General features: G+C 53.9%; 18 protein-coding genes and 1 pseudogene. 9 read left to right on the forward strand and 10 right to left on the reverse strand.

What is annotated here, in order from left to right:
• Nucleotides 1-79: 79 nt before the first annotated feature.
• Entirely contained in the window at nt 80-1,207 is a 1,128-nt protein-coding gene (locus QGT73_RS03680) for a DNA polymerase III subunit (protein ID WP_280121465.1), read from the reverse strand.
• Between the two features lie 408 nt (nt 1,208-1,615).
• Here QGT73_RS03680 and QGT73_RS03685 point away from each other — a divergent pair, with 408 nt between their 5' ends.
• Nucleotides 1,616-2,425: a patatin-like phospholipase family protein gene (locus QGT73_RS03685; protein WP_280121466.1), complete on the forward strand. Its 810-nt coding sequence runs from the start codon at nt 1,616-1,618 to the stop codon at nt 2,423-2,425.
• A 42-nt stretch (nt 2,426-2,467) separates the two neighbouring features.
• Nucleotides 2,468-4,165 (forward strand): alpha-amylase family glycosyl hydrolase, encoded by a 1,698-nt coding sequence (locus QGT73_RS03690; protein ID WP_280121467.1) that lies wholly within the window; start codon nt 2,468-2,470, stop codon nt 4,163-4,165.
• Nucleotides 4,166-4,317: 152 nt separating this feature from the next.
• Here QGT73_RS03690 and QGT73_RS03695 read toward each other — a convergent pair whose 3' ends face one another.
• The 5 genes from QGT73_RS03695 to QGT73_RS03720 all read right to left on the reverse strand — a co-directional run bounded on the left by QGT73_RS03695 (nt 4,318) and on the right by QGT73_RS03720 (nt 11,587).
• Nucleotides 4,318-5,094 (reverse strand): glycosyltransferase family 32 protein, encoded by a 777-nt coding sequence (locus tag QGT73_RS03695; protein ID WP_280121468.1) that lies wholly within the window; start codon nt 5,092-5,094, stop codon nt 4,318-4,320.
• A 186-nt stretch (nt 5,095-5,280) separates the two neighbouring features.
• Nucleotides 5,281-7,533 carry a polyribonucleotide nucleotidyltransferase gene (gene pnp / locus QGT73_RS03700; protein ID WP_280121469.1) on the reverse strand — a complete coding sequence of 751 codons (2,253 nt, stop codon included), beginning with the start codon at nt 7,531-7,533 and terminating at the stop codon, nt 5,281-5,283.
• A gap of 390 nt (nt 7,534-7,923) precedes the next feature.
• On the reverse strand, nt 7,924-8,982 hold the full coding sequence (locus QGT73_RS17490) for a redoxin domain-containing protein (RefSeq protein WP_425278379.1): 1,059 nt from the start codon (nt 8,980-8,982) through the stop codon (nt 7,924-7,926).
• 235 nt (nt 8,983-9,217) lie between these two features.
• The gene (locus tag QGT73_RS03715) at nt 9,218-10,393 is read right to left on the reverse strand and encodes a MalY/PatB family protein (protein ID WP_280121470.1); all 1,176 of its coding nucleotides are present in this window, start codon (nt 10,391-10,393) and stop codon (nt 9,218-9,220) included.
• A 12-nt stretch (nt 10,394-10,405) separates the two neighbouring features.
• The gene (locus tag QGT73_RS03720; RefSeq protein ID WP_280121471.1) at nt 10,406-11,587 is read right to left on the reverse strand and encodes a trans-sulfuration enzyme family protein; all 1,182 of its coding nucleotides are present in this window, start codon (nt 11,585-11,587) and stop codon (nt 10,406-10,408) included.
• Between the two features lie 66 nt (nt 11,588-11,653).
• Between QGT73_RS03720 and ybaK the strand changes: the two genes are divergently transcribed.
• The 6 genes from ybaK to QGT73_RS03750 all read left to right on the forward strand — a co-directional run bounded on the left by ybaK (nt 11,654) and on the right by QGT73_RS03750 (nt 19,873).
• Nucleotides 11,654-12,151 carry a Cys-tRNA(Pro) deacylase gene (gene ybaK, locus QGT73_RS03725; RefSeq protein ID WP_123617513.1) on the forward strand — a complete coding sequence of 166 codons (498 nt, stop codon included), beginning with the start codon at nt 11,654-11,656 and terminating at the stop codon, nt 12,149-12,151.
• Nucleotides 12,148-13,224 (forward strand): chorismate synthase, encoded by a 1,077-nt coding sequence (aroC, locus tag QGT73_RS03730; protein WP_280121472.1) that lies wholly within the window; start codon nt 12,148-12,150, stop codon nt 13,222-13,224. The genes ybaK and aroC overlap by 4 nt, the downstream gene beginning before the upstream one ends.
• A complete protein-coding gene (gene mnmL / locus QGT73_RS03735) occupies nt 13,224-14,108 on the forward strand; it encodes a tRNA modification radical SAM protein MnmL/YtqA (RefSeq protein WP_280121473.1) in 885 nt (294 codons plus the stop codon). Before aroC ends, mnmL begins: the two co-directional genes overlap by 1 nt.
• Before the next feature lie 10 nt (nt 14,109-14,118).
• On the forward strand, nt 14,119-14,772 hold the full coding sequence (gene upp, locus QGT73_RS03740) for a uracil phosphoribosyltransferase (RefSeq protein ID WP_280121474.1): 654 nt from the start codon (nt 14,119-14,121) through the stop codon (nt 14,770-14,772).
• A gap of 333 nt (nt 14,773-15,105) precedes the next feature.
• A complete protein-coding gene (locus QGT73_RS03745; RefSeq protein WP_280121475.1) occupies nt 15,106-18,294 on the forward strand; it encodes a SusC/RagA family TonB-linked outer membrane protein in 3,189 nt (1,062 codons plus the stop codon).
• Between the two features lie 19 nt (nt 18,295-18,313).
• A complete protein-coding gene (locus tag QGT73_RS03750) occupies nt 18,314-19,873 on the forward strand; it encodes a RagB/SusD family nutrient uptake outer membrane protein (protein WP_280121476.1) in 1,560 nt (519 codons plus the stop codon).
• A 121-nt stretch (nt 19,874-19,994) separates the two neighbouring features.
• On the opposite strand, the gene QGT73_RS03755 is transcribed toward QGT73_RS03750, so the two are convergent.
• The 4 genes from QGT73_RS03755 to metK all read right to left on the reverse strand — a co-directional run bounded on the left by QGT73_RS03755 (nt 19,995) and on the right by metK (nt 23,015).
• Nucleotides 19,995-20,471, reverse strand: coding sequence for a hypothetical protein (locus tag QGT73_RS03755; protein WP_280121477.1), 477 nt, complete (start codon nt 20,469-20,471; stop codon nt 19,995-19,997).
• A gap of 228 nt (nt 20,472-20,699) precedes the next feature.
• Complete coding sequence (locus tag QGT73_RS03760) at nt 20,700-21,059, reverse strand: PAS domain-containing protein (RefSeq protein WP_123617506.1); 360 nt, start codon at nt 21,057-21,059, stop codon at nt 20,700-20,702.
• A gap of 37 nt (nt 21,060-21,096) precedes the next feature.
• Nucleotides 21,097-21,690 carry a nitroreductase family protein gene (locus QGT73_RS03765; RefSeq protein ID WP_280121478.1) on the reverse strand — a complete coding sequence of 198 codons (594 nt, stop codon included), beginning with the start codon at nt 21,688-21,690 and terminating at the stop codon, nt 21,097-21,099.
• Nucleotides 21,690-23,015: a methionine adenosyltransferase gene (gene metK / locus QGT73_RS03770; protein ID WP_280121479.1), complete on the reverse strand. Its 1,326-nt coding sequence runs from the start codon at nt 23,013-23,015 to the stop codon at nt 21,690-21,692. Before metK ends, QGT73_RS03765 begins: the two co-directional genes overlap by 1 nt.
• A 484-nt stretch (nt 23,016-23,499) precedes the next feature.
• Between metK and QGT73_RS03775 the strand changes: the two are divergent.
• Nucleotides 23,500-23,982, forward strand: a pseudogene (locus QGT73_RS03775) (KilA-N domain-containing protein); the annotation flags it as partial.
• Nucleotides 23,983-24,098 lie beyond the last annotated feature (116 nt).

The raw sequence follows: 24,098 nt of genomic DNA on the forward strand, positions 1-24,098 counted from the left end.
TATTAGCGATTAATTACTAACTACTAATTGCTAATTGCTAATTACTAATTACTAATTGCTAATTACTAATTGCTAATTACTAATTGACCAGGAGTATGATCATTTTTATGGCAAAGTCAAAGTTGACGATTTTGCCGTTGGCGTTGCCGGCTATGTCGGCCGAAGCCTGATTCATGTGACGTATTATCGCCTCGGCGTTGCGTTCGGTGATAAAGCGTGCGAAACGTTCGCTGAACTGAGCCTCCGTGCGGTTGAGATAAGAGATTTCGGGGACGTGCAGATTGTAGACAAAATTTTCGCGTATGAGCCGCTGGGCATAGTCGTAAAACTTCACCGACTGCTCGCGCCCGAGCGATGTGACATCGTTGCTCCACTCGAGCAGACCCTTGACATCGCGCTGATAGGCCAGACGCATGAGCCGCACGAAGTAATCGAAAAACATCCGGCTCACACTCGTGGCGTCGACCGACCGCAGAGCCGCATTGACATTGCCCGCGGCTATATGTGCCGAGGCCATGGCATCCTGACGGTCCATCGACAGGCGTGAGCACAGATAGTCGGCCACCGAGGCGTCATCGAGCCGCGTCACCTCTATCGGACGGCAGCGCGAACGTATGGTCGGAAGTATGGCCGAGGCGTCATTGCTCACGAGGATGAATATGGTGTCGGGATAAGGCTCCTCGATGAGTTTGAGCAGCTTGTTGGCCGCCTGTTCGTTCATCTTTTCGGGCAGCCACATCACCACGATTTTGTAGCGCGAGGCCGAGGCCGACACCGCGAGCCGACGCTCCAGATGTGCACTCTCGTAGACATAGATTATAGGCTGGGCGTTCTTCTTGTCAAACATTGCCGCCCAGCGGTCAAAATCCATATACGGACTTGCCGACATGAAGTCGCGGAAATCGTCGATATAGTCGCCCGACACAGGCTCCTTCAGTTTCTCGGTCTTGACCACGGGATAGACATACAGCGTGTCGATGTGGCTCATCGACTCGTGGGCCAGACATGCACGGCATGCGCCGCACGGCTCACCGTCGGGCGTAGGATGTTCGCAATGAAGATATTGCGCAAACGCGCGTGCGAGCATAAACTTACCCGACCCGGCCGGCCCGTGAAGCAACAGGGCGTGGGGCACACGCCCGTCGGCCACCATGTCGCGCAGTTGACGCTTGACATTTTCATGTGAGGGGATGTCGCTGAATTTCATATTGCAAATGTACGCATATAAATCAACTTTCGCAACCTCTCGACTCGTTCTTGCTTATGCGTTATAAATAACCGCCCGACACCGTGTGTCGCTAAACTCAAGACATATATTTCGGGTATCTTATTTGTCTCCGTAAAGCCCTTAGAGCGACACAGCGTTTACAATCACTTTGTCATCTTCAATGCTGTAAATCATTCGGTCACCGTTGGTAATACTTCGACAGCTATGGAGTCAGCCTTTGAAATTAGAATTGTTTAGATGAAGTTCTTTAAGCTCCTGCCATAATGGAGAGCTTTTGCAGAGTATCGACGGGAAGGTCGATGTTTTTATACACAATGTATACACATGTGCCTGTTGAAAAGTTTTTCTTTTGCTTATATAGCGGAAAAAGCGTAATTTTGTAGTGTTATGCTTGATATGTTAAGATTTTCACGCAAGCCCTATAAGCTGGGCCTCGTCCTCAGCGGGGGCGGGGCGCGCGGTTTTGCTCATGCCGGAGCGTTGATGGCTCTTGAGGAGATGGGGATTCGTCCCAACATCATCGGTGGTGTGAGTGCGGGCTCGGTCGTGGCGGTTATGTATGCCGCGGGCATGAGTCCCGAGGCGATTATCAAAGCGTTTTCCGACATCAAGTTTGGCGACTTTGCCGAGCTTGCCGTGCCGCGCGACGGTTTTTTCTCCATGGACGGCTTCCGTAAATTTCTACGCAAGCAGATACCCTACGACGATATTTCCCAACTTCCGCTCCCCACGGTAGTATGTGCCACCGACCTGCTCGACAGCAAGGCCGTGGCATTCAGCGAGGGCAGCATCGTCGATTGCGTGTCGGCCTCGTGCAGCATACCCATCGTATTCAAGCCGGTCAAGATTGACGGCGTGACATATGTCGACGGCGGAGTGGTGGCCAATCTCCCCGCCTGGGCCCTGCGTGAAAAATGCAAATATCTCATAGGCATCAACTGCTCGCCCATGCCCCGTCGAGGCAAACCAAAGTCGATACTCGACATCGCTCAACTGACCTACGACTCGCTGGTCAAAAACAACGCTCAGGCTCAGATGGAGATGTGCGACCTGGCAATAAGCATCAACGACATCGCCACATATAAAGTATTCAATCTCAAAGAAATCAACAAGGTCTTCCGCTCGGGCTACGACTCCACGATGCTCGCTCTGCTCAATGCAGGCTTCGTCAGACCGGCCTCTGTGCGCAAGACCTGAAAAACACACTATATATTCTATATTTCCTTACCTGAAATAATTATGGATCGTAAGCCAATCATCTATCAGTTGTTTCCTCGTCTTTTCACTAATACCAATCCCAACTGTGTGCCCAACGGCACCCTCGCGCAGAACGGCTCGGGCAAGATGAACGACATCACCGACCGCGTGCTCGCCGGCATCAAGGAGCTCGGCGTGACTGCCGTGTGGTATACAGGCGTCATAGAGCACGCCACCAAGACCGATTATAGCGACAAAGGCATCACGCCTCCCGACAATCCCCACGTGGTCAAGGGCGAGGCCGGCTCGCCCTACGCCATCAAGGACTATTATGACGTGGACCCCGATATTGCCGTCGACGTAGACAACCGTATGGCCGAGTTTGAGGCTCTCGTGGCCCGCACCCACGACGCCGGCATGGAGGTAATCATCGACTTTGTACCTAACCACACCGCCCGCTGCTATCATTCCGACGCCGCACCCGCCGGCATCGAGGATTTCGGTGCGCACGATGACACCAACATGTTTTTCTCTCCCTCCAACAATTATTATTACATCACCCGCCAGCTTTTCGCCCCCTCCATCGACCTGGGCACCGGCAAGAAGGCCTATATAGAATTTCCGGCCAAAGCTACGGGCGACGACTGCTTCTCGGCCTTCCCGGGCGTCAACAACTGGTATGAGACAGTGAAGCTCAACTATGGCCGCGACCCTCTCAACGGCAGCGGTCACTACGACCCCATACCCGACACCTGGTTCAAGATGCTCCACATACTCCGCTTCTGGGCATCGAAGGGCATCGACGCCTTCAGATGTGACATGGTGTTTATGGTGCCGCTCGAGTTCTGGCAGTGGGCCATCCCCAATGTCAAGGACCGCTATCCCCACGTCAAGTTTATCGCCGAGATTTATGACGTGCATCTCTATCGCGACTTCATCTTCACCGGCGGTTTTGACTACCTCTATGACAAGGTGAATCTCTACGACACCCTGCGCGGCATACAGTGTGCCAACTACTCCGCGGCCACCATCACCAACTGCTGGCAGACAGTCGAGGGCATACAGCCCCATATGCTCAACTTTCTCGAAAATCATGACGAGCAGCGTTTCGGCTCCAAATTCTATGCCGGCGACCCTGCCAAGGTGATACCCTCGCTGGTGGTAAGTTCAATGCTCTCGACCGGCCCCATGATGATTTATGCCGGACAGGAGCTGGGCGAGCAGGCCACCGACTCGGAGGGATTCAGCGGATATGACGGCCGCACCACCATCTTTGACTACTGGAGCATCCCCACGCTGCGCCGCTGGTATAACGACGGCAACCCCGACGGTTCGCTCCTCACGCCGCGCGAGCGTTGGCTCAGAGCCAAATATGCGAGCATCCTGAAGCTCTGCAATACGGAGAAAGCCATTTCGCAGGGCCGGTTCTTCGACCTCATGTATGTCAACTATCAGAATCCCACGCTCAACCCCCACCGTCAGTATGTGTTCATGCGCTCCTATGACGGCGTGACCCTCCTGATAGCCGTCAACTTCTCGGCCGACTCGTGTGATCTCGCCATAAACATACCGCTTCACGCCCTCGAGATGCTCAACATCCCCGAAGGCCGCGTGAATGCTCGCGAACTCCTCACCGGCGACACCGATGTCAAGTCAATATCGTCCACCGAACCATTCTCGACAATGATACCCCCCTACAATGCCGTCGTGTGGCGAATCCGTCACAAAGACGTGAAATAACCCCCTGGGAGGGGATACAGAAGGACAAAAGTCTCAAAAGAAACAAAAGTTTTTTTGTTTTTCATGGCTATATAATTTACAGCCTATAAATAAAAAAACTTTTGTTTCTTTTGAGACTTTTGTCCTTCTGTATCCCCTCCCTCCGAGAGAGATTATCGTCCTGTCATTCGCAGGAGTGTGGGGAAGAATCCGTGACGTGACTCGCCGAGCTTGGCGAGAATCAGCTTCTTGCGTATGAAATAGGGTATTATGCGATATTTGCGACGCAGACGTATATATTCGGGAGTGTTGCGTATCTGCCACGTGCCGGCAAAGTAATGTATGGCATGCGTGCGCTCGGTGATACATCCCGGATTGCGCGAGTAGGCATACGAATCCTTGGGGCAGAAATATTCGCGGGGATACACTGTCACCAGTTCGGGAAAATCCTGATGAGTATTGTCAGGGCGCAGTCCGCGCTCAAGCATATAGTCAGTCATTACGGCCACATTGGTAGTGGTGTCATGTGAGCCGTCAGACTTCACAAACCGGCGCGAGGCATAGGCCTCGAGGTTTTCGCGAGCATAGCGCGCACCCTTTCTCGCACCCATGATACCGGTGGTGACATGGCGTGTGTCCTCAAATCCCGTAAAGGCCGTGTGTCGGAGAAACGCGTCGAGCGGACGCACTATCTCAACATCCGTGTCGAGATACACGCCTCCCTCGGTGGCGAGTGCGTAGAGCCGCGCCACGTCCGACACGAAGGCATATTTGCCCGCGTCGTAGGCCTCGCGGACATAAGGATAAAGGTCGAGGTCAAAGTTGCTCTCGTTCCACTCTTTTATCTCATAGTCGGGGCAATGTCTCTTCCATGTCTCGATATAAGCGAGCGTGTCGGCAGGAAGCGGACGGCCGCCAAACCAGCAGTAATGTATCTTCTTGGGTATCAACGTGAGGTTTATATTAAAATCGGATGATTACCGGGGCCGGAATCAATAAATCGCGATGTGCCCCCGGGGGTGTTGCGGAGAAGTTGGTTGCAAAATTATAAAAAAAGAATGGGAAATCGGAGTGATTGGCCCCTTTGCAGGCCAATTTTTACCGTTTCCCATTCTATATTATGTCAGACTCTTGTCTTAGTCGCGGGGTTCGCGGCGGGGGCGATCACCGCCTTCACGACGGGGACGGTCGCCTTCGCGGCGGGGACGACGCTCACCGCGGTCGCCGCCCTCACGACGGGGACGCTCGCCACGGGGTGCGCGCTCGCGCTCTACGTAGCCTTCGGGCTTGGGCTGGAGCGCACGCATCGACAGGCGATACTTGCCGGTCTTCTTGTCGATTTCGATGAGCTTGACCTCTACCTCGTCGCCTTCCTTCAGGCCCGAAGCCTCCATGTTTTCGAGACGCTCCCATGAGATCTCAGAGATGTGGAGCAGACCGTCGCGGTTAGGCATAAACTCGACAAACGCGCCAAACTCGAGTATCGAGCGCACCTTGCCGCTGTACACCTTGCCCTCCTCGGGCAGCTCTACGATAGCGTTGATCATCTCGAGAGCCTTGTCGATCGAGGGCTTGTTGGCTGCGGCCACCTCGATATATCCGCCTTCGGGGATTTCGTCGATGCTTACGGTCGCGCCGCTGGCCTCCTGGATGCCCTGGATTACCTTTCCGCCCGGGCCGATTACAGCACCGATAAGCTCCTTGGGTATGAGCATGGTGACGATGCGGGGCACGTGGGGCTTGTAGTCCTCGCGGGGTGCGGGGATGGTCTCCTCGATTTTGTCAAGGATGTGCAGACGTCCTTCCTTGGCCTGGTTGAGAGCCTTCTCGAGTATCTCATAGCTCAGACCGTCCACCTTGATGTCCATCTGTGTGGCGGTGATACCCTTGCGTGTACCGGTCACCTTGAAGTCCATGTCGCCGAGGTGGTCCTCGTCACCGAGAATGTCGGAGAGCACTGCATACTTCTCGCCGTCAGAGATGAGACCCATGGCGATGCCGCTGACCGGACGCTTCATCTTCACGCCTGCGTCGAGCAGCGAGAGAGTGCCGGCACATACGGTGGCCATCGACGAGGAGCCGTTGCTCTCGAGGATGTCGCTCACGATGCGGCATACGTAGGGGAAATCATCGGGGAACATGCGCTTGAGGGCGCGGTGGGCAAGATTGCCGTGACCCACCTCGCGACGGCCTACACCGCGGGGTGCGCGGGCCTCGCCGGTCGAGAAGGGGGGGAAGTTGTAGTGAAGGAGGAAACGCTCGCGGCCCTGGTTGAGCACATCGTCGAGTATCTTCTCGTCGAGCTTGGTGCCGAGGGTCACAGTGGCGAGCGACTGGGTCTCGCCGCGGGTGAAGACGGCCGAGCCGTGAGGTCCGGGCAGATAGTCGGTCTCACACCAGATGGGGCGTATCTCGTTGGTCTTGCGGCCGTCGAGACGGATGCCCTCGTCGAGCACACAGCGGCGCATGGCCTCTTTCTCGACGTCGTGATAGTAACGCTTCACCAGTGCGGCCTTCTCTTCGCGCTCTTCTTCGGGGAGCGAGTCGATATATTCGTCGCAGATGGCGTCAAAGCTCTCCATGCGCCAGTGCTTGTCGGCACATCCGGCCTTGGCCACTGCATAAGCCTTGTCATAGCATTTCTCGCGCACGTCCTTGCGGAGCTCTTCGTCATTGACCTCGTGGCAATATTCGCGCTTTACGGTCGCGCCGGCTTCCTCGGCAAGCTCCATCTGAGCCTTGCACTGCTCCTTGATGGCAGCGTGAGCCACACGCAGTGCCTCGAGAAGATCGGCCTCGCTCACTTCGTTCATTTCACCTTCCACCATCATGATGTTGTCATAGGTGGCACCGACCATAAGCTCCATGTCGGCCTTGTCGCACTGCTCGAAAGTGGGGTTGATGACAAACTCGCCGTCAACGCGGGCAACGCGCACCTCCGAGATGGGGCCGTTGAAGGGGATGTCGCTCACTGCCATGGCTGCCGATGCGGCGAGTCCGGCCAGAGCGTCAGGCATATCTACACCGTCGGCCGAGTACATGGTCACCTGCACGATGGTGTCAGCATGGTAATTGTCGGGGAAAAGGGGGCGCAGAGCGCGGTCTACAAGACGTGAGGTAAGAATTTCGTAGTCACCGGCACGGCCTTCACGCTTGGTGAAACCACCGGGAAAACGTCCGTTGGACGAGAATTTTTCTTTATACTCGACAGTAAGAGGCATAAAGTCAACACCTTCGCCGGCCTCCTTGGCCGAGCATACTGTAGCGAGGAGCATGGTGTTACCCATGCGGAGTTCTACCGCTCCATCGGCTTGCTTGGCCAGCTTACCCGTCTCAAGGGTGATTGTACGGCCATCGGGCAGCGCGATGGTTTTTTTGATTGGATTCATAAAATGTTTTTAATTCAGCTTTTGTAATTTCTTCGTTTTTGCAGCTTAAGGGGGTGTGGAGGCGGCCTTGGCGCGGTCAATGTCTCATGCCTCACCGTCGGGCGAGTCCACACGGATTTTGCAAAGTTAACAATTATTTTTCAAATATTTAACAGGCAAAGGCTTAATAATTCAAAAAATCCACATGCGAATAAAGCCGATCATAATAGTTATTGTTGAAAAAAACAGATCTATCCGGCACAGGAGCGTCCTCATCACAGGAATACATGATATTTCTTACTGTTCCTTTTGGAACTTTATCCCTTACATCCGGGAAATGAGTCATTATTGTGGAAAGATGATAGGGAAACATCATTACCTTTGCGTTTTCTTCATTAAAGATATTGTTTACTATTTTGCTGGTTTAAGTATTTCGTCTACTGTGCTTATGAGTCTGCATCCTCGAAGTTCTCGCTCTAAGATTGTGCCGTCGGGACCAATAAGAATGATCATAGGTATGCCATCAAATCCATATAGCTTCATTGGAGTCTGTCCTGTATCTATAATCTGAGGCCATGGATATTTTAGTTTTTCTATAGCTGCCATTGTCCTATCATGATTATCCCATGTAACCACACCTAAGATCATGAACCGCTCATCATCCTTGTATTTCTCATAGATTGGACGGAGCGTCTCTTCTGCCTCTTTCTTACAGGGTCCACACCATGATGCCCAGAAATCAAGAAGAACGTATTTCCCCTTGCCAACATAATCTGAAAGCTTCACATCTTTGCCGTCTACCGTTTTTGCATCGAAATCAATGAATGGTTTTCCCGGCATGGCATTCCGTAATGCCGTAAATCTTTTATTGAAACGCTCTGTTTGCGATTTGTCCTTAAGATAAAGAGGAATAGATTCGTACATCTCCTCCCATTCTTCAGGGGTAAGACCAACAAAGCTACCAAAATGCATTACACCATATTCCCCAATCCCATTTGGATTATCAGCAATCGCTTGTTTATAAATCAGCAAACGCTTAGGGCGAAGCTTATAAAATAAATGACTGTAGATTTCTCCTAACTCCGGTTGTTCAAAACCATGGCTTCTTAGTTCATCGCCAAATTTTTCCAATTCATCTTCCATCTTTTGCTCCTCTGAAAATAATTCCAAAAACTTATTGGTTAGATTGGAACCGGAGGAAGGAAGATGGGTGTCAAAATCGATAACCACCAAGGAGTCAAGAACGCAATTGGCATAATTTCTTCCATTTTCGATTCTGACGTAGGCCGGACGCTCATAACTTCCTTTAAATTGAAAGATACCATTTGCCACCAATGTCGAGTCTATTGTTTTATTATTATCGTAGTCATACATATAAAGCATCTTGCCATCCAAGCCGTCAACTTGACCTTTCACTATATAGTCTATTTGTGAATTTTCTAGGTTCACTTGGATCTGAGATGAAGCCATGCATGTTATGGCAACAGAGATAAAACATCCCGCCGATGTTAGCTTAACGATATTCATATTAATTGATTATTTAGATGGCAAATTAATTATTATTGAACATCTAAATTTAAAGTATTTAATTTTGTAAAAATCCGAAAGTGTGGTTTGTCACCTTTATTGTATATTAAAAAGTCAAGAGTACAGGTGTCGGTGAAAATCCGACACCTGTACTCCTGTCTTTATTTAAATACTTGTCTTATTTCCCGGTCAGGGCGGTGGTGAGGCGGGTGAGGGCTTCGGTGAGGATGGCGCGGGGACAGCCTACGTTGAGGCGCATGAAGCCTTGGCCGCCGGGGCCGAACATCTCGCCGTCGTTGAGTGCCAGGCGTGCCTTGTTGACAAAAAGGTCGATGAGTGCGTCGTGGTCAAGACCGAGTGAGCGGCAGTCGAGCCATACGAGGAAAGAGGCCTGGGGACGCAGCGGACGGATGGCGGGCAGATGCTCGCGGCAGTAGTCGATTACGTAGTCGATGTTGTCCTGCACATATGAGAGCATGGCGCGACGCCACTCGTCGCCTTGGGTGAAGGCCGCCACTGTGGCGATGGGCGAGAAGATGGTGGGCTCGTTGAGCTCGTTGGCCTGAAGCCAGCCGTAGAACCGTTCGCGCAGCCCTGCGTCGGGCACGATGGCATAGGAGCTGACGATGCCGGCTATATTGAAGGTCTTGGAGGGTGCGCCAAAGGTGATGCTGCACGCGGCGGCCTCGGGTGAGACGGATGCGAATGGTATGTGACGGTTGTCCCACAGAGCCATGTCGGAGTGTATCTCGTCGGAGATGACTATGATGCCGCGGCTGTGGCAAAATTCGGCCAGCCGATGCAGGGTGTCGCGGTCCCAGGTGATGCCGGCGGGGTTGTGGGGATTGGAGAGGATGAGCATGCGGCATTTCTCGTCGGCCACCCGGGCGAGATGGTCAAAGTCCATGGAGTAGGTGCCGTCGGGGTTCTCGCGCAGGGGATTCATCACCACCTGGCGGCGGTTGCCTTCGGGGGTAAGGCGGAAGGGATGGTAGACCGGCGGCTGGATGATGACTTTCTCGTCCTCTTTGACAAACACGTTGATGGCCATGCCGATGCCCTTGACAATGCCGGGGATATAGGTGAGCCATTCGCGCTCCACCTGCCATCCGTGACGGTCGGCGAGCCAGCGCATCACTGCGGGCCAATATTCCGGAGGCTCGACGGTGTAGCCGAAGAGCGAGTGGTCAAGGCGGCGGCGCAGGGCGTAGGTGATAAACGAGGGGGTCTCGAAGTCCATGTCGGCGACCCATAGGGGTAGCAGATCGGGACGGCCGTAACGTTCGCCGAGCACATCGACTTTGAGTGCTCCGGTGTCGCGGCGGTCAATTATTTTGTCGAAATCGTATGTCATGATGTCGCTTGCTTAGAGGGTTGGGGTTAGTGCCTGCACGATGTCGTCATAGAGGTCGTCGGGGTCTTCGAGACCTATTGACAGACGTATGGTGGTGTCAAGTATGTCCATGCTGTCGCGCTGCTCCTGAGTGAGCGGGCCGAAGATGGTGCTGGCCGGGTGTATGGCGAGGGTCTTGTTGTCAAAGAGGTTGGTGGCGCGGCGTATGAGTTTCAGACGGTTGATGAAGTCATAGCATGCGGCCTTGTCGGCAAGGTCGATGGTGAGCATCGCGCCGCCCGTCGGACCAAACTGCCGCACGGACAGGTCGTGATAAGGATTGTCGGGCAGACCGATGTAATTGACCTTCACGATGGCGTCGACCGACCGTAGGCGTCGGGCCAGTTGGAGGGCGTTGGAGGCCTGTATGCGGTAGCGGGCGTCGAGAGTCTCGAGACCTATGGTCTGCATGTAGGCCACATGGGGGCTCATATAGGCACCGAGGTTGAGGAGCAGCTCTTTACGCATGCGTTGGGCAAATCCCTGACAGGTGCCGTAGTCGATGACGAGTCCGCCGAGCGATGTCGCGCCGCCCGAGATGTATTTGGTGCTCGACACCACCTCGATATCCACGCCTAGTGCGCGGGCGTCAAACTGAGTGAACGGTATGGCCGTGGTGTCGGCTATGAGCGGCACACCGTGGCGGCGGCATATGGCTGAGAGCGCGCCCAGGTCGGCCACCTCCATCTGTGGATTGGTGACAATCTCGAGATACACGCAGCAGGTGTCGGTGTCGATGGCGTGCTCCACTTCGTCGGGACGGGTGAGGTCACACAGGCGTGCTCCCACACCGAAGCGGCTCAGTGTCGAGGTGATGAGCAGATAGGTGTTGCCAAACATGTGGCGTGACGTGACAATGTTTTTGCCGGCTCCGGCGATGGCCATGAGTGTGTTGCTGATGGCTGCCATGCCCGAGGTGAAGGCGATGACGTCGGCCGCTCCGGTGAGGGCTTTGACCTTGTTTTCAAAATAGATTACCGTGGGGTTTGTCACGCGCGAATAGTCGGGAGCGTCGATGCGGCCGCAGAAAGCGTCGGCCATGACTTCGGCATCGTCAAATTCGTAGGCCGCAGTGTGATAGACCGGCATGCTCAGCGCGCTGTAGGCGTCGGGGCTCTGAAAGGCCGTGTGTATGGCAAGAGTCTGTTTTTTCATTACAATGTGATATATAATGGACGCAAAAATAGCAAAAAATTTCATGAATTTGCGTATTTTTGCGCTATGAATAATTCCAAGGATAAAATCAACAAGACCAATGCGGCCCGTCTGCTCGACAAGGCCGGCATAGACTATGGTCTGATACCCTATACGGTCGACCCCGACAATCTTGCGGCCGAACACGTGGCTGAGGAGCTGGGCGAGGACATCAACTGTGTGTTCAAGACCCTCGTGCTGCACGGCGACAAGACCGGCTATTTCGTGTGTGTCATCCCCGGCAATATGGAGGTTGACCTCAAGAAAGCCGCCAAGGTGGCCGGGGCCAAGAAAGCCGAGATGATACCGATGAAGGATCTGCTCGGCGTGACCGGTTATATACGCGGAGGCTGTTCGCCCATCGGCATGAAGAAGCCTTTCCCGACCTATTTTCACTCCACCGCGCTCGATTACACCGATATTTATGTGTCGGCCGGAGTGCGCGGCCTGCAAATCAGGATTGCACCTCAGACACTCATAACTTTCTGCAACGCCACGGCGGCGGACATAGCCGTAGAGAAATGAACGGATTTGGTAAGATATTTACCTTCACCGGCTTTGGCGAAAGCCACGGTGAGGCCATCGGCGGCGTGATCGACGGCATGCCGGCCGGAGTGAGGATTGACCTCGGTGCTGTGCAGCGCGAGCTCGACCGCCGCCGTCCGGGCCAGTCGGCAGTGACCACGGCCCGCAAGGAGAGCGACACGGTCGAGGTGTTGTCGGGGCTTTTTGAAGGTGTCACCACAGGGTGCCCCATAGGATTTATAATACGTAACGAAAACCAGCATTCCAACGATTACGAGCAGTTGCGCACGGCTTTCCGTCCCTCGCATGCCGATTATACCTACACGGCCAAATATGGTCTGCGCGACCATCGCGGCGGCGGACGCTCGAGCGCGCGTGAGACTGCCACCCGTGTCGTGGCCGGAGCCTTTGCCCGTCAGGCGTTGGCTCATTACGGCATCACCGTCCAGGCCTACACCTCGCAGGTGGGCGACATCTGTGTCGGAGAGGACTACACCGCGCTCGACCTCGGCCTCACCGAGTCCAACCCCGTGAGATGTCCCCATCCCGCCAAAGCCGCCGAGATGGAGCGGCTCATTCTTGATGTAAAGCGCGAGGGCGACACCATAGGCGGCATCGTCACATGTGTCATAAAGGGTGTGCCCGCCGGACTCGGCGACCCCGTGGGCGGACGCCTCGGCGCACGTCTGGCCTCGGCCATGCTCAGCATCAATGCCGCCAAGGGTTTTGACTACGGCATGGGATTTGCCGGAGTGGCCATGAGGGGCAGCGAGGCGATTGACCGCTTTGCACGCGACGGAGCCATGCCTCCCCGCACTCTCACCAATCATTCGGGCGGCATACAGGGCGGCATATCCAACGGCGAGGACATATATTTCCGCGTGGCCTTCAAGCCTGTGGCCACGTTGCTTCAGGATGTCCCGACCATCGACACCGAGGGCAATCCCGTGGTGTGGAAAGGGCGTGGCCGCCATGATCCCTGCGTTGTGCCCCGCGCGGTGCCCATAGTCGAGGCCATGGCCGCCATAGTATTGCTCGACGCTCTGCTACTCAACCGCGCAGCCAGGATCTGATGAAATATTACAGGGATTTTTCTGATTTCCTTGCCGAGCATTTTGACGGCAAGATGCAGAAGCTCTCGGTCGACGCCGGCTTCACCTGCCCCAACCGCGATGGCACCGTGGGGCGCGGCGGCTGCACCTACTGCAACAATGTCTCCTTCAGTCCCGGCTATTGCCGCGACCGTAAGGGAGTCACCGCCCAGCTCGAGGAGGGCAAACGGTTTTTCGGCCGCAAGTATCCCTCGATGCGCTATCTGGCCTATTTTCAGTCCTACACCTCCACCCACGGCTCCGACATCGACCGCCTCATGGCTCTCTATGAGGAAGCGTGCGGGGTCGAGGGGGTCGACGGGGTGATTATCGGCACGCGTCCCGACTGCATGCCCGACCGGCTGCTCGCCCGTCTGAGCCGGCTGCCGTGGGTCATGGTGGAGTATGGGGCCGAGTCGGCCTGCGACGAGACCCTCGCGCGAGTCAACCGTTGTCACACCTGGGCCGACACGGCCGATGCCGTCAGGCGCACTCACGATGCCGGTCTGCCGGTGGGTCTGCACCTTATCAACGGTCTGCCCGGCGAGGACGAGGAGAGGATACTTGCGACGGTCGATGAGGTCAACCGTCTGCCCGTCGACGTGGTGAAGTTTCACCAGTTGCAACTCATACGCGGCACCCGCATGGCCCTTGATGTGGAGCAGGGTGTCTATGACATACACCGCTTCACCCCCGAGAGCTATGCGGCCCTGTGTGCCCGGCTCGTCAGGCGTCTGCGCCCCGACATAGCCGTCGAGCGGTTTGTATCGCAGTCGCCCCCCGACCTGCTCATATATCCGCGCTGGGGCCTCAAAAACTACCAGTTCACACAGCTTGTTAATAAGATATTATCGGTTACACCTTAAATAATGTATTATGGAAATAATCAATTTTGCCGACAGGCCCTCTCTCGTGAGCCAATATATGACCGAACTGCGCGATGTCAACGTGCAGGGCGATATGATGCGTTTTCGCCGCAACCTTCACCGCATAGGCGAGATAATGGCCTATGAAATCTCCAAGCGGCTCCACTACTCCAAAGCCGAGATAACCACTCCGCTTGCCTCGATGCAGAGCGATGTGCTCGATGAGCAGGTGGTGTTGGCCACCATATTCCGTGCCGGCATACCGTTTCACCAGGGTTTTCTCGACTATTTCGACCGTGCGCAAAATGCTTTCGTGTCGGCCTATCGGAAATATCGCGAAAAGGAAAATTTTGACGTGTTTATCGAATATATCGCCTCGCCACGTCTTGACGGCAAGACTCTGATACTGGTCGACCCCATGCTCGCCACAGGTTCGTCAATGGAACTAAGCTATCGCGCCCTGCTCACCAAAGGCACTCCTGCCCACATACACGTGGCCTCGGTGATAGCCTCGCAGGACGCCATTGACTACATCCGCGCCACATTCCCCGAAGAGAACACCACCGTATGGGTCGGAGCCATCGACCCCGAAATCAATTCTCATTCCTACATAGTCCCCGGTCTCGGCGACGCCGGCGACCTCGCCTACGGAGTGAAGGAATAGAGAGTTAAAAGTTTAGAGTTGAAAGTTTAGGGCAGTCCGGATGCATGAAGCGTCCGGACTGCCCCTTATATTTGTATAGTGTGTTAATAAAGATTAAATAATTGGGGCGGGGTAATTTTTTGCGTACATTTGCGAATGTTGATATTCTTTAACTTTTTAAGTAGGTATATCAATAAATTAGCTGTGATTAGAGTGATAAACCAATCAAAAATGAGTGAAAGATGAAAATATTAACCTTTTTCAATTACTCATGGAGTGATGTCGTGAATGTTTAAGCTACGTGAAGAATTGTAAAATACAATCAACAAACCACATTATTAATTCAGTATTTTTATGATTAGAAGGATTTTTGCAAGTGTGCTGGCTGTGCTCGTGGCATTGCCGGTGCTGTTGGCGCAAGGGCCGGTAGTCATCACGGGTAGGGTCATATCCACCGATGACGAGCCGCTGCCGGGCGCGACGGTGAGCGTGGTCGGTACCAAAGATGCCACCGCTACCGATGTCGACGGTAATTTTACACTCAGGGTGCCGGCTACGGCGACCGACAAAAAGATACAGGCCACATACATAGGTATGCGTCCGGTCGAGATGGCCATATCCGGGATTACCGGCCCTGTGGTGATACGTCTTGTGGATGATGAGACCCGTCTGGACGAGATTATCGTGACCGGCTATACCACTCTGAGCAAAGAGAGGGCTACAGGTGCTTTCGGCACACTGTCGGCCAAGAAGCTAGAGACCAAGCTCGCTACAAGTCTGGCTGACCGCATTGAGGGTCAGATGGCGGGTGTGGTGGTCAATAAAGACGGCTCGATGAGCATACGCGGCCGTGCCACGCTCAATGCCGAGACCGACCCGCTTGTGGTGGTGGACGGTTATCCCACCGAACTTAAACTCAGCGAACTCAATCCCGACAATATCGCCAATATAACCGTGCTCAAGGATGCCGTGGCTGCTTCAATCTACGGTTCCCGTTCGGCCAACGGTGTAATTATTGTGTCGACCAAGCAGGGACAGGAGGGCAAGATGCGTCTGAGCTATCGCGGCACACTCAAAGTGCTCCCCAAGCCCGACCTCGACTATCTGCATATGGCTAATGCGAGCGACTATATCGATGCCGAGCTGGAACTGTATAATCAGAATCCCGGCGGCACCACGATAGCGCGCCGCGGCACCATGAGCGACGTCAGCAAACTGATAGCCTTTCAGAAGGCCGGAATGATTACGGAAGCAGAGTTTGACAGCCGCATCAACGCGCTGCGTCAGAATGATTTTCTTGCCGACATGAAGAAATATATGTTCCGCACCGAGCTGACTCAGACTCATAATGTGGGCATAAGCGGAGGCACAGCTACCAACCGTTACAATCTGGCTGTGAATTATACCAACACCAAAGGCTCGTTTATCAACACTCACAGCAACCGTGTGATCATCGACCTTAACAACGAATGGAAGCCTTTCAGATTTCTGACCGTGGGTATCGGCACAAGCATCTCTTATTCGCGTGACCATGCGCCCAACACCGGATGGCAGATGTACACCAACTATAATCAGTACATACGTCCCTACTCACGGCTCTATGACGATGCCGGCAATCTCGCCAACCTTTCGCCGGTGTCGTATGCTTCCGAACAGATGTATGCCGGTATTGCCGGGACCAAGGACCTGTATTACAATCCTATACAGGATGCCTATGACTCATATAACAAGACTGTCAACTTTGGCGCGCGCATCAATGGATTCATACGCTGGAATATCATCGACAACCTTAATCTCGAGGTTGGCGGCAACTGGAACCGTTCCAACTCCACTTACCGGGCCATCTACGGGGCCGACAGCTATGTGATGCGCAATGCCTACAACAGTTCGACTTCGCTCGCCAATCCCACCAACCATTACATACCCGACGGTGATGCCATCGACGAGACCCGTTATTCGCGCGAGGACTGGACATTGCGTACACAGTTGTCCTACTCCAAGAGTTTCGGTCTGCACCGCGTGAGCGCGCTTGCCGGTAACGAGGTGCGCCGCATATCGTTTGACAACAACCAGTATGAGACACGCTACGGCTACAATCAGACAGCCGGCTCGTTCTCGCCCGTCAATATCAAAGACCTCAAGGGCGGAGCCTACAACAGTGACATGGTGGGCGGAGGCGCAGGTGTGTCGCCTAACTACGGAGCCTATACTCTGCGTGACAACCGTTTCGTGTCGTGGTATTTCAACGGGTCATATGAATACAACAACCGTTATCTCGTGAGCGGCAGCATCCGTGAAGACCTTACCAACTTTTTCGGCACCGACCCCAAATATCGCCATAAACCGCTCTGGTCGGTGGGTGCTACATGGAAGATAGCCAACGAGGATTTCTTTGACGCCCCCTGGGTCAACCGTCTCAATCTGCGTGCCTCATATGGTGTGAACGGTAATATCTCGCTCTCCGAAGGTCCCTATCTGATACTCTCGGCCGGCAGTTTCAACCCGACCACCGGCGGTGTGTCCAACGGCATTGCCTCGTTTCCCAACAACACTCTGCGCTGGGAGAAGACCAAGACCACCAATGTCGGTGTGGACTTTGATGTGCTCGACAACCGTCTCGGTGTGAGTCTTGATTATTATTACAAGAAGTCGACCGACATTCTCGCTCCCGACTCGACCGACCCGACGACCGGCACCAACCGCATGACCAAAAACCTTGGTGCCATCGACAACCGCGGCATCGAAATTTCGCTCCACGGCACACCTGTACGTACACGCGATTTCAGTTGGGACATGATATTCAACATGAGCCTTAACAAAAACAAGGTGCGCGAATATAATGTCAACCGCCAATATCCGACAAGCTGGGCTTATAATACACCGATACATGCTGCCGGCTATCCGATGTTCGGCCTCTTCGGTTTCCGTTATGCCGGTCTCGACAACCAGGGTCAGTGTCAGATCTACGCACCCGACGGCACTGTCAAGCTGGCTACCAACTGTGACCTCGACGATGTGATATATCTCGGCACGAGTGTACCCAAGACCGAGATGTCGTTTACCAACAATCTGTCATATAAAAACTGGGACCTCTCCTTCATGCTCGTTGCCAAGCTCGGCCACAAGTATCGCAAAGACGTCTTCCAGGGCTCCAATATCAACAGCCGTTATGTCGGACAGCGTTGGCAGAAGCCAGGCGATGAGGCCCACACTATATATCCCACACTCAAGTCGTGGAATATGGACCTCTTCTACTTCCCCTATACCGACATATGTATCGGCGACGCGAGCTATGCCAAACTGCGCGATCTCACGCTCTCCTACACATTTGACCGCGCGCTGCTCTCGCGCATAGGCATGAGCGAGGCCCGCATCTATCTCCAGGGCCGTAACCTGTTTTGCATCACCGGCAAGGGTGTCGACATCGACCCCGAGACAATGGAGATGGACTATACGGGCGGCACAGGCGCGCCTACCAACCTCGGTTATTCGGTGCTGCCGCGCTCGGCCGAGTATTATGTAGGTCTAAGTTTCAGTTTCTAACCTCATTAAGACTAATATAATGAAATCAACCAAATATCTGCTGCCTCTCGTGCTTCTCGGAGCGACGGTGGCATCATGTGACGACTATCTCGACGTCAAGCCTGTGGGCAAGATGATACCGACCGAGGTGTCACAGTTTGAGAATCTTCTCAACAACACCAATACGCTCGATTATTTCATGATGGACAATAACCGCAACTGCTGCTATGCGATGCTCGGCGACAACTTGTGTCTGTCATACAATCATGCCCACTATCAGTACACACCATCGCATCCCAATCTCGAGATGCTTGCGGCCTATGTGTACTATGACAAACTCGTGCAGCCGACCACCACACCGTTTTTCTGGTCATACGGCATATATCGCGCGGTAGTGTATTTCAATAACGTAATCGACGGTATCGAGAGTCTTGGTGTCACCGACGATTATTCGATGGGTGTGGTGGCCCAGGCCAAGGCAGGCCGTGCGTGGGTGTATCTTTACGGCGCGCTCACCTATGGTCCGATGTATGACCCGGCCGGCCCCAACGACACTCCGTGTATACCGCTGCGCACAAGCGGTGACCCGACTGTGGAGAACGGGCCTCTGGCCACCACTCAGCAATTGTTTGATCAGGTGAAAACCGACCTCGACTTTGCCTGTGCTTATGCTCCCGAGTATTCGGCCAATGCCTCGCGTGCGACACGTGCCGCCGCCTACGCTCTGCGCGCCGAGTATCATATGTATACCCGCAACTGGGAGTCAATGCTTGCCGACACTCAGGAGGCCTGGCGTCTGGCTCTCGCATCGAAGGGATCGGTGGACAAACTTATCTACAATTTCAACGATTTCTATTACGAGCAGGTATCCGACATTTCTCCCGAGCCGGGAGTCGACCCGCGCGTATACATGGAGCTGCGTGGGCCTGACCTTGATTTTGAACTGGTGGAAAACCGCGAGAACCTGTTCTATCGCACTGCTCCCTCCGGCTCTCTGGCAAGCTATTATCCGTCAGACGACTGGAACTCCATCTTTGACCGCGCTACCGACAAGCGTTGGGATCTTTTCTCGCTTGCCGATACAGGCTACTCCATCAAGCAGGGTGATGTGACTCATGACGACGGCATTCAGATAATCTATAAGCGCAGTGACCTTATGTCGACCACCACAGGCATCACCCATCCTATACTTCTGCTTGAGAAGGCCGAGGCCGAAGCCCGCACCGGGCATCTCGGTGATGCTCTCATCAGTCTCAACACTCTGCGCAAATATCGTTACACAGGTGATGACACTGACCTGCCGGGCGGCGCGTCGCTAAGCCAGGACGACCTGCTCAACGAGATTCTCACCGAGCGTCGTCGCGAGCAGCATATATCAACGTTTGTGCGCACGCTCGACATTAAACGTTATGCCTACGACACGGGTAAACCGTGGTGTAAGGAGGTCATAGTGCATAAGATTGGCGATAAGGAATATCGCGCGCCTGTCAATTCGGCGGTGTTCAACTCGATTAATATCGACAATGCTATACTGCGTTACAATCCGCAGTGGGGCATAGCTCCTTCCTCCGAACCTTACCAGCCCTACAATCTGCTGTAAATAAGGCGTTGAAATTCTTTTAGAGTTTGTTTTAAACAACCTCTTAATCCCGGCTTCGCGATGTTTCTTGTCGCGAAGCCGTTTTTTATATGCCGGGGGATGGTATTGTTGGGGCGGGAGGTCATATTTTGCGCCAGCGGGCTTTGGCGCGGGCTTTGCGGTCGACGGCACGGCGTATGCGACGTGGCAGTTGAGGGGTGTCTTCGATGGTTTTATCATCTTTGGCCAGCGTGGATTGGGTGCCGGGTGTTACTTTGGCTTTGGCAGTTGTTTTAGTATGTTTTCTGTCAGTGGTGAGGGGTGTGACTCCGGCAGCCTTGCGGGGCTCGGGGGTGGTGGATTTTCTTTGTGCGCGGGAGCGGGCTTTGGCGGAGCGGGATATGGCAAGGTCTATCTCAAAACGCAACATCGCGAATGTCATGGCGCAGTCGGGTGTAAGGTCGCGGTCATATGTCTCGCGGTTGCCGTCAAGATAGCTGTCAAGGGCGGCAAGCATGGCTTTACGTTTGGTGCTGTCGGTGATGACTGTGCTGATGCGCTCTACAAATCTGGCATAGGCTTTCTGCGATACGGGACGGAGGTTGGCTGACTTTTTCATGACAAATGCGGTGTTAAAATTTATACCGCAAAGTTACTGTCGGAAGTGCGCCAAAAGGTGCGATAATGTCGCGTTGTGTGTACATAATTATGGGGGGATACAAAAGGACATAAGTCTCAAAAGTAACAGAAGGCGTTAATATCTGAGCATATTGCTTTACAGACAATTAACACCTTCTGTTACTTTTGAGACTTATGTCTTTTTGTATTCTCTTTGTGTGACGCCGGTCTATTCTCTCACGTAGTGGGGCATGTCGGCGGGGATAGGCATTGAGATTTCGACGAGTCCGCCGACGGTGCCGTCGGGTTTGCGCCAGGCGGTCTGATATATCATTTTGCGTATGCCGGCTTTCTCGATGGTGTAGCAGTTCTGGCCGCCGGTGTCGAGGAGACGGCGTATGATGCCGATTGACCGCTCGTTGTGATAGTCGAGCAGGTTGTGTCCGATGAGGTCGCCGTGTCGGGCAAAGGTTTTGCGTGAGAGTGTGTTCATATAAAGAATGTTACACTCGGCGTCACACACTGTGACGGCACAATTCATGTCCATAGCCCAGTCGGGGACTGCGTTTCTATACTCTTCCATAGTCATATTTTTCGGCAAATATATCGCTGTTATGAGATGAGAATTATTGTTCCGGGGTGATTATCAGGCTGTCGAGCGGACGTTTGGGCACGCATTGTTCCGACTCGGGCGAGCGGAAGTAGCGTATGTCGCCGTCGGCCGGCAGGGGAACGATGCGGGCGGTCTCGGCCGGATAGCCGAGGGCCACTACATAGAGCGGATTGAGGTGGGAGGGGAGACGTAATGTCTCGGTCACTATCCGTCGGTTGAACGACTTGATGATGCACGCGCCTATGCCGAGGGCTGCGGCTCCGAGTGTTATGGCCTGGAGTTGCAGGCCGTCGTCGCAGAGACAGTCGGAGGTAAGCTCCGTGTCGAGACATTGTATTAGGTAGGCCGTCGGACGCTGGTCGGGCGACGGGCCGTCCCAGTCTTTGTAATATCCGGCCCACGCAAGAGCCTGAAACAGTGTGTCACACTCGGCCTCGTCGGTCACCGGTCGATAGCGCAGCGGCTGGAGATTGCGGCCCGACGCGCAATAGCGCGTGAGGTCGACCAGACTGCGCAGAGTGGTGTCGGTGACGGGACGCGAGCGGTCAAACCGGCGTATGGACCGGTCTGACTCAAGCAGCGATCTGAGTGTGTCGAAGAGCTGCATCAGAGTCCGAAAGCTTTCTTTACACTGTCGACCGCGTCGAGTTTTTCCCAGGTGAAGAGTTCGACCTCTTTCTCAAAGTCGGGCTCGTAGCGCGAGTGGAAATGCTTGGTCACGGTGCGGGGCTGACGGCCGAGGTGGCCATAGCTTGCAGTCTCGCGATAGATGGGCTGACGCAGGTTGAAACGCTTCTCGATGGCGTAGGGGGTCATGTCGAAGCAGGGCATCTCCTTTACGATGTCGGCTATCTCCGAGTCGGTCATGTCGACACGGGCGGTGCCGTAGGTGTTGATGCAGAGGCTCACGGGTGCGGCACATCCGATGGCATAGGCCACCTGCACGAGCACTTCGCGGGCCACTCCGGCTGCCACGAGGTTTTTGGCTATATGGCGTGCAGCATATGCTGCCGAACGGTCAACCTTGCTGGGGTCTTTGCCTGAGAAGGCACCGCCTCCGTGGGCTCCCCGGCCTCCGTAGGTGTCGACGATGATTTTGCGGCCGGTGAGACCGGTGTCGCCGTGCGGGCCGCCGATTACGAATTTGCCGGTCGGGTTGACGAGCAGTTTCACGTCATCGCCGATGAGGGCTGCGACCTCGGCGGGAAGCTGGGCCTTGACGCGGGGGATGAGTATCTCGCGCACGTCATTGGTGATGCGCTGCTGCATGGCGAGGTCGGCCTCGGCCTGAGCTTCGGGGCTATCGTCGGCGGGACGGATAAACTCGTCGTGCTGTGTGGAGATTACTATTGTGTCGACGCGCAGAGGACGGTTGTTTTCGTCATACTCTACAGTGACCTGGCTCTTGGAGTCGGGGCGCAGATAGGTGAATATGCGTCCGCGCTTCTCCCAAGTCATGTGCCTGGCCTCGCGGCGTATGTCGGCCAGCTCGCGCAGCAGACGGTGGGAGAGGTCAAGGGTGAGAGGCATATAGTCGGGAGTCTCGTCGCATGCGTAGCCAAACATCATGCCCTGGTCGCCCGCACCCTGTGCCTCGGCTTCCTCGCGCTCGACACCGCGGTTGATGTCGGCACTCTGCTCGTGGAGGGCGGAGAACACTCCGCAGGCCTCGCCGTCAAATTTCAGCTCGCTGCGGTCATAGCCGATGCTCTTGATGACTCGGCGTGTCACGTCCATGAGGTCGACATAGGCGTTGCTCTTGACCTCGCCGGCGAGCACTACCTGACCGGTGGTTACGAGGGTCTCGCAGGCTACTTTCGATTTGGGGTCGCGCGCGAGAAATTCGTCGAGCACGGCGTCGCTGATCTGGTCGGCCACCTTGTCGGGGTGTCCCTCCGAGACTGACTCGGATGTGAAAAGGTATGTTTTCATATCGGTATAAAAAAATTTCGAAACAGTGCCCCGGGTATAATCAGAGGGGGCGGCCGCTTCGAACATTTTTCCCATCCGTCTCCCGGCCGGTCATAGCGGGCCACGGAGCGCGAGATGTATGTTATCTCTAAAAAATAAAGTGCAGTTTTAGCATTTTTGTAGAGGTTGCAAGCAGCCAAATTTTTCCTCTTTTCCCTAAGGACAGTGCAAAGTTACGACTTTTCAGCGAGACTATAAAACATGTGTGGATAAAAATTTATTAAAAAACTGTGTCCTTAAGCCCTCTAAAGATCATAACCCTAATCGGTGATTTAAATTTTTATTCGATAAGATAATATACGTGTGGAATTGATATGGAAGGACTTTTATCTCTAAAAACCAACCATATGAAAGCCAAAGAGACATGAAATTTCAAGGGAATACGCTGTATGTCAGTGAAAATGTATAACTTTGTGTATTGGCATATGCACCATAATTAGAAACAATGGCAAAGATTACAGTTCAAAATACCAATATAACAATTATCGCCGTCAACGGTGATGATTATATTTCGTTGACCGATTTGGCACGACATAAAAGCGATGAGCCTAACGCTGTGATTGCAAACTGGTTGCGCAACCGCAACACAATAGAGTATTTAGGGATTTGGGAACAGCTTTACAATCCGAATTTTAAACCCACCGAATTCGAGGGGTTTAGACGACAGGCCGGGCTGAACGCATTTACGCTATCGCCAAAGAAATGGATTGATGCGACAAATGCCATTGGCATAATCGCTAAATCAGGGCGTTATGGTGGAACTTATGCGCATAAAGATATTGCATTGAAGTTCGCAAGCTGGATTTCTGTTGAGTTTGAACTCTACATCATCAAGGAATTTCAGCGGTTGAAAACGGAGGAACAGCGGTTGTTGGGTTGGTCGGCTAAGCGCGAGTTGTCAAAAATTAACTACCGCATACACACCGAGTAACTATTCAGCGGACGCGCCGATGTAGTCGCCGTTTAGAAAAGGGCGAGGATTGCGTTGTAGGGCGAGTTGCCGTGCTTCTTGGTTGTCTCGACGATTGAATGCAGATCCATAAA

Origin of the sequence: Duncaniella muricolitica, from assembly GCF_910574735.1 — a bacterium.
GTDB lineage: Bacteria > Bacteroidota > Bacteroidia > Bacteroidales > Muribaculaceae > Duncaniella > Duncaniella muricolitica.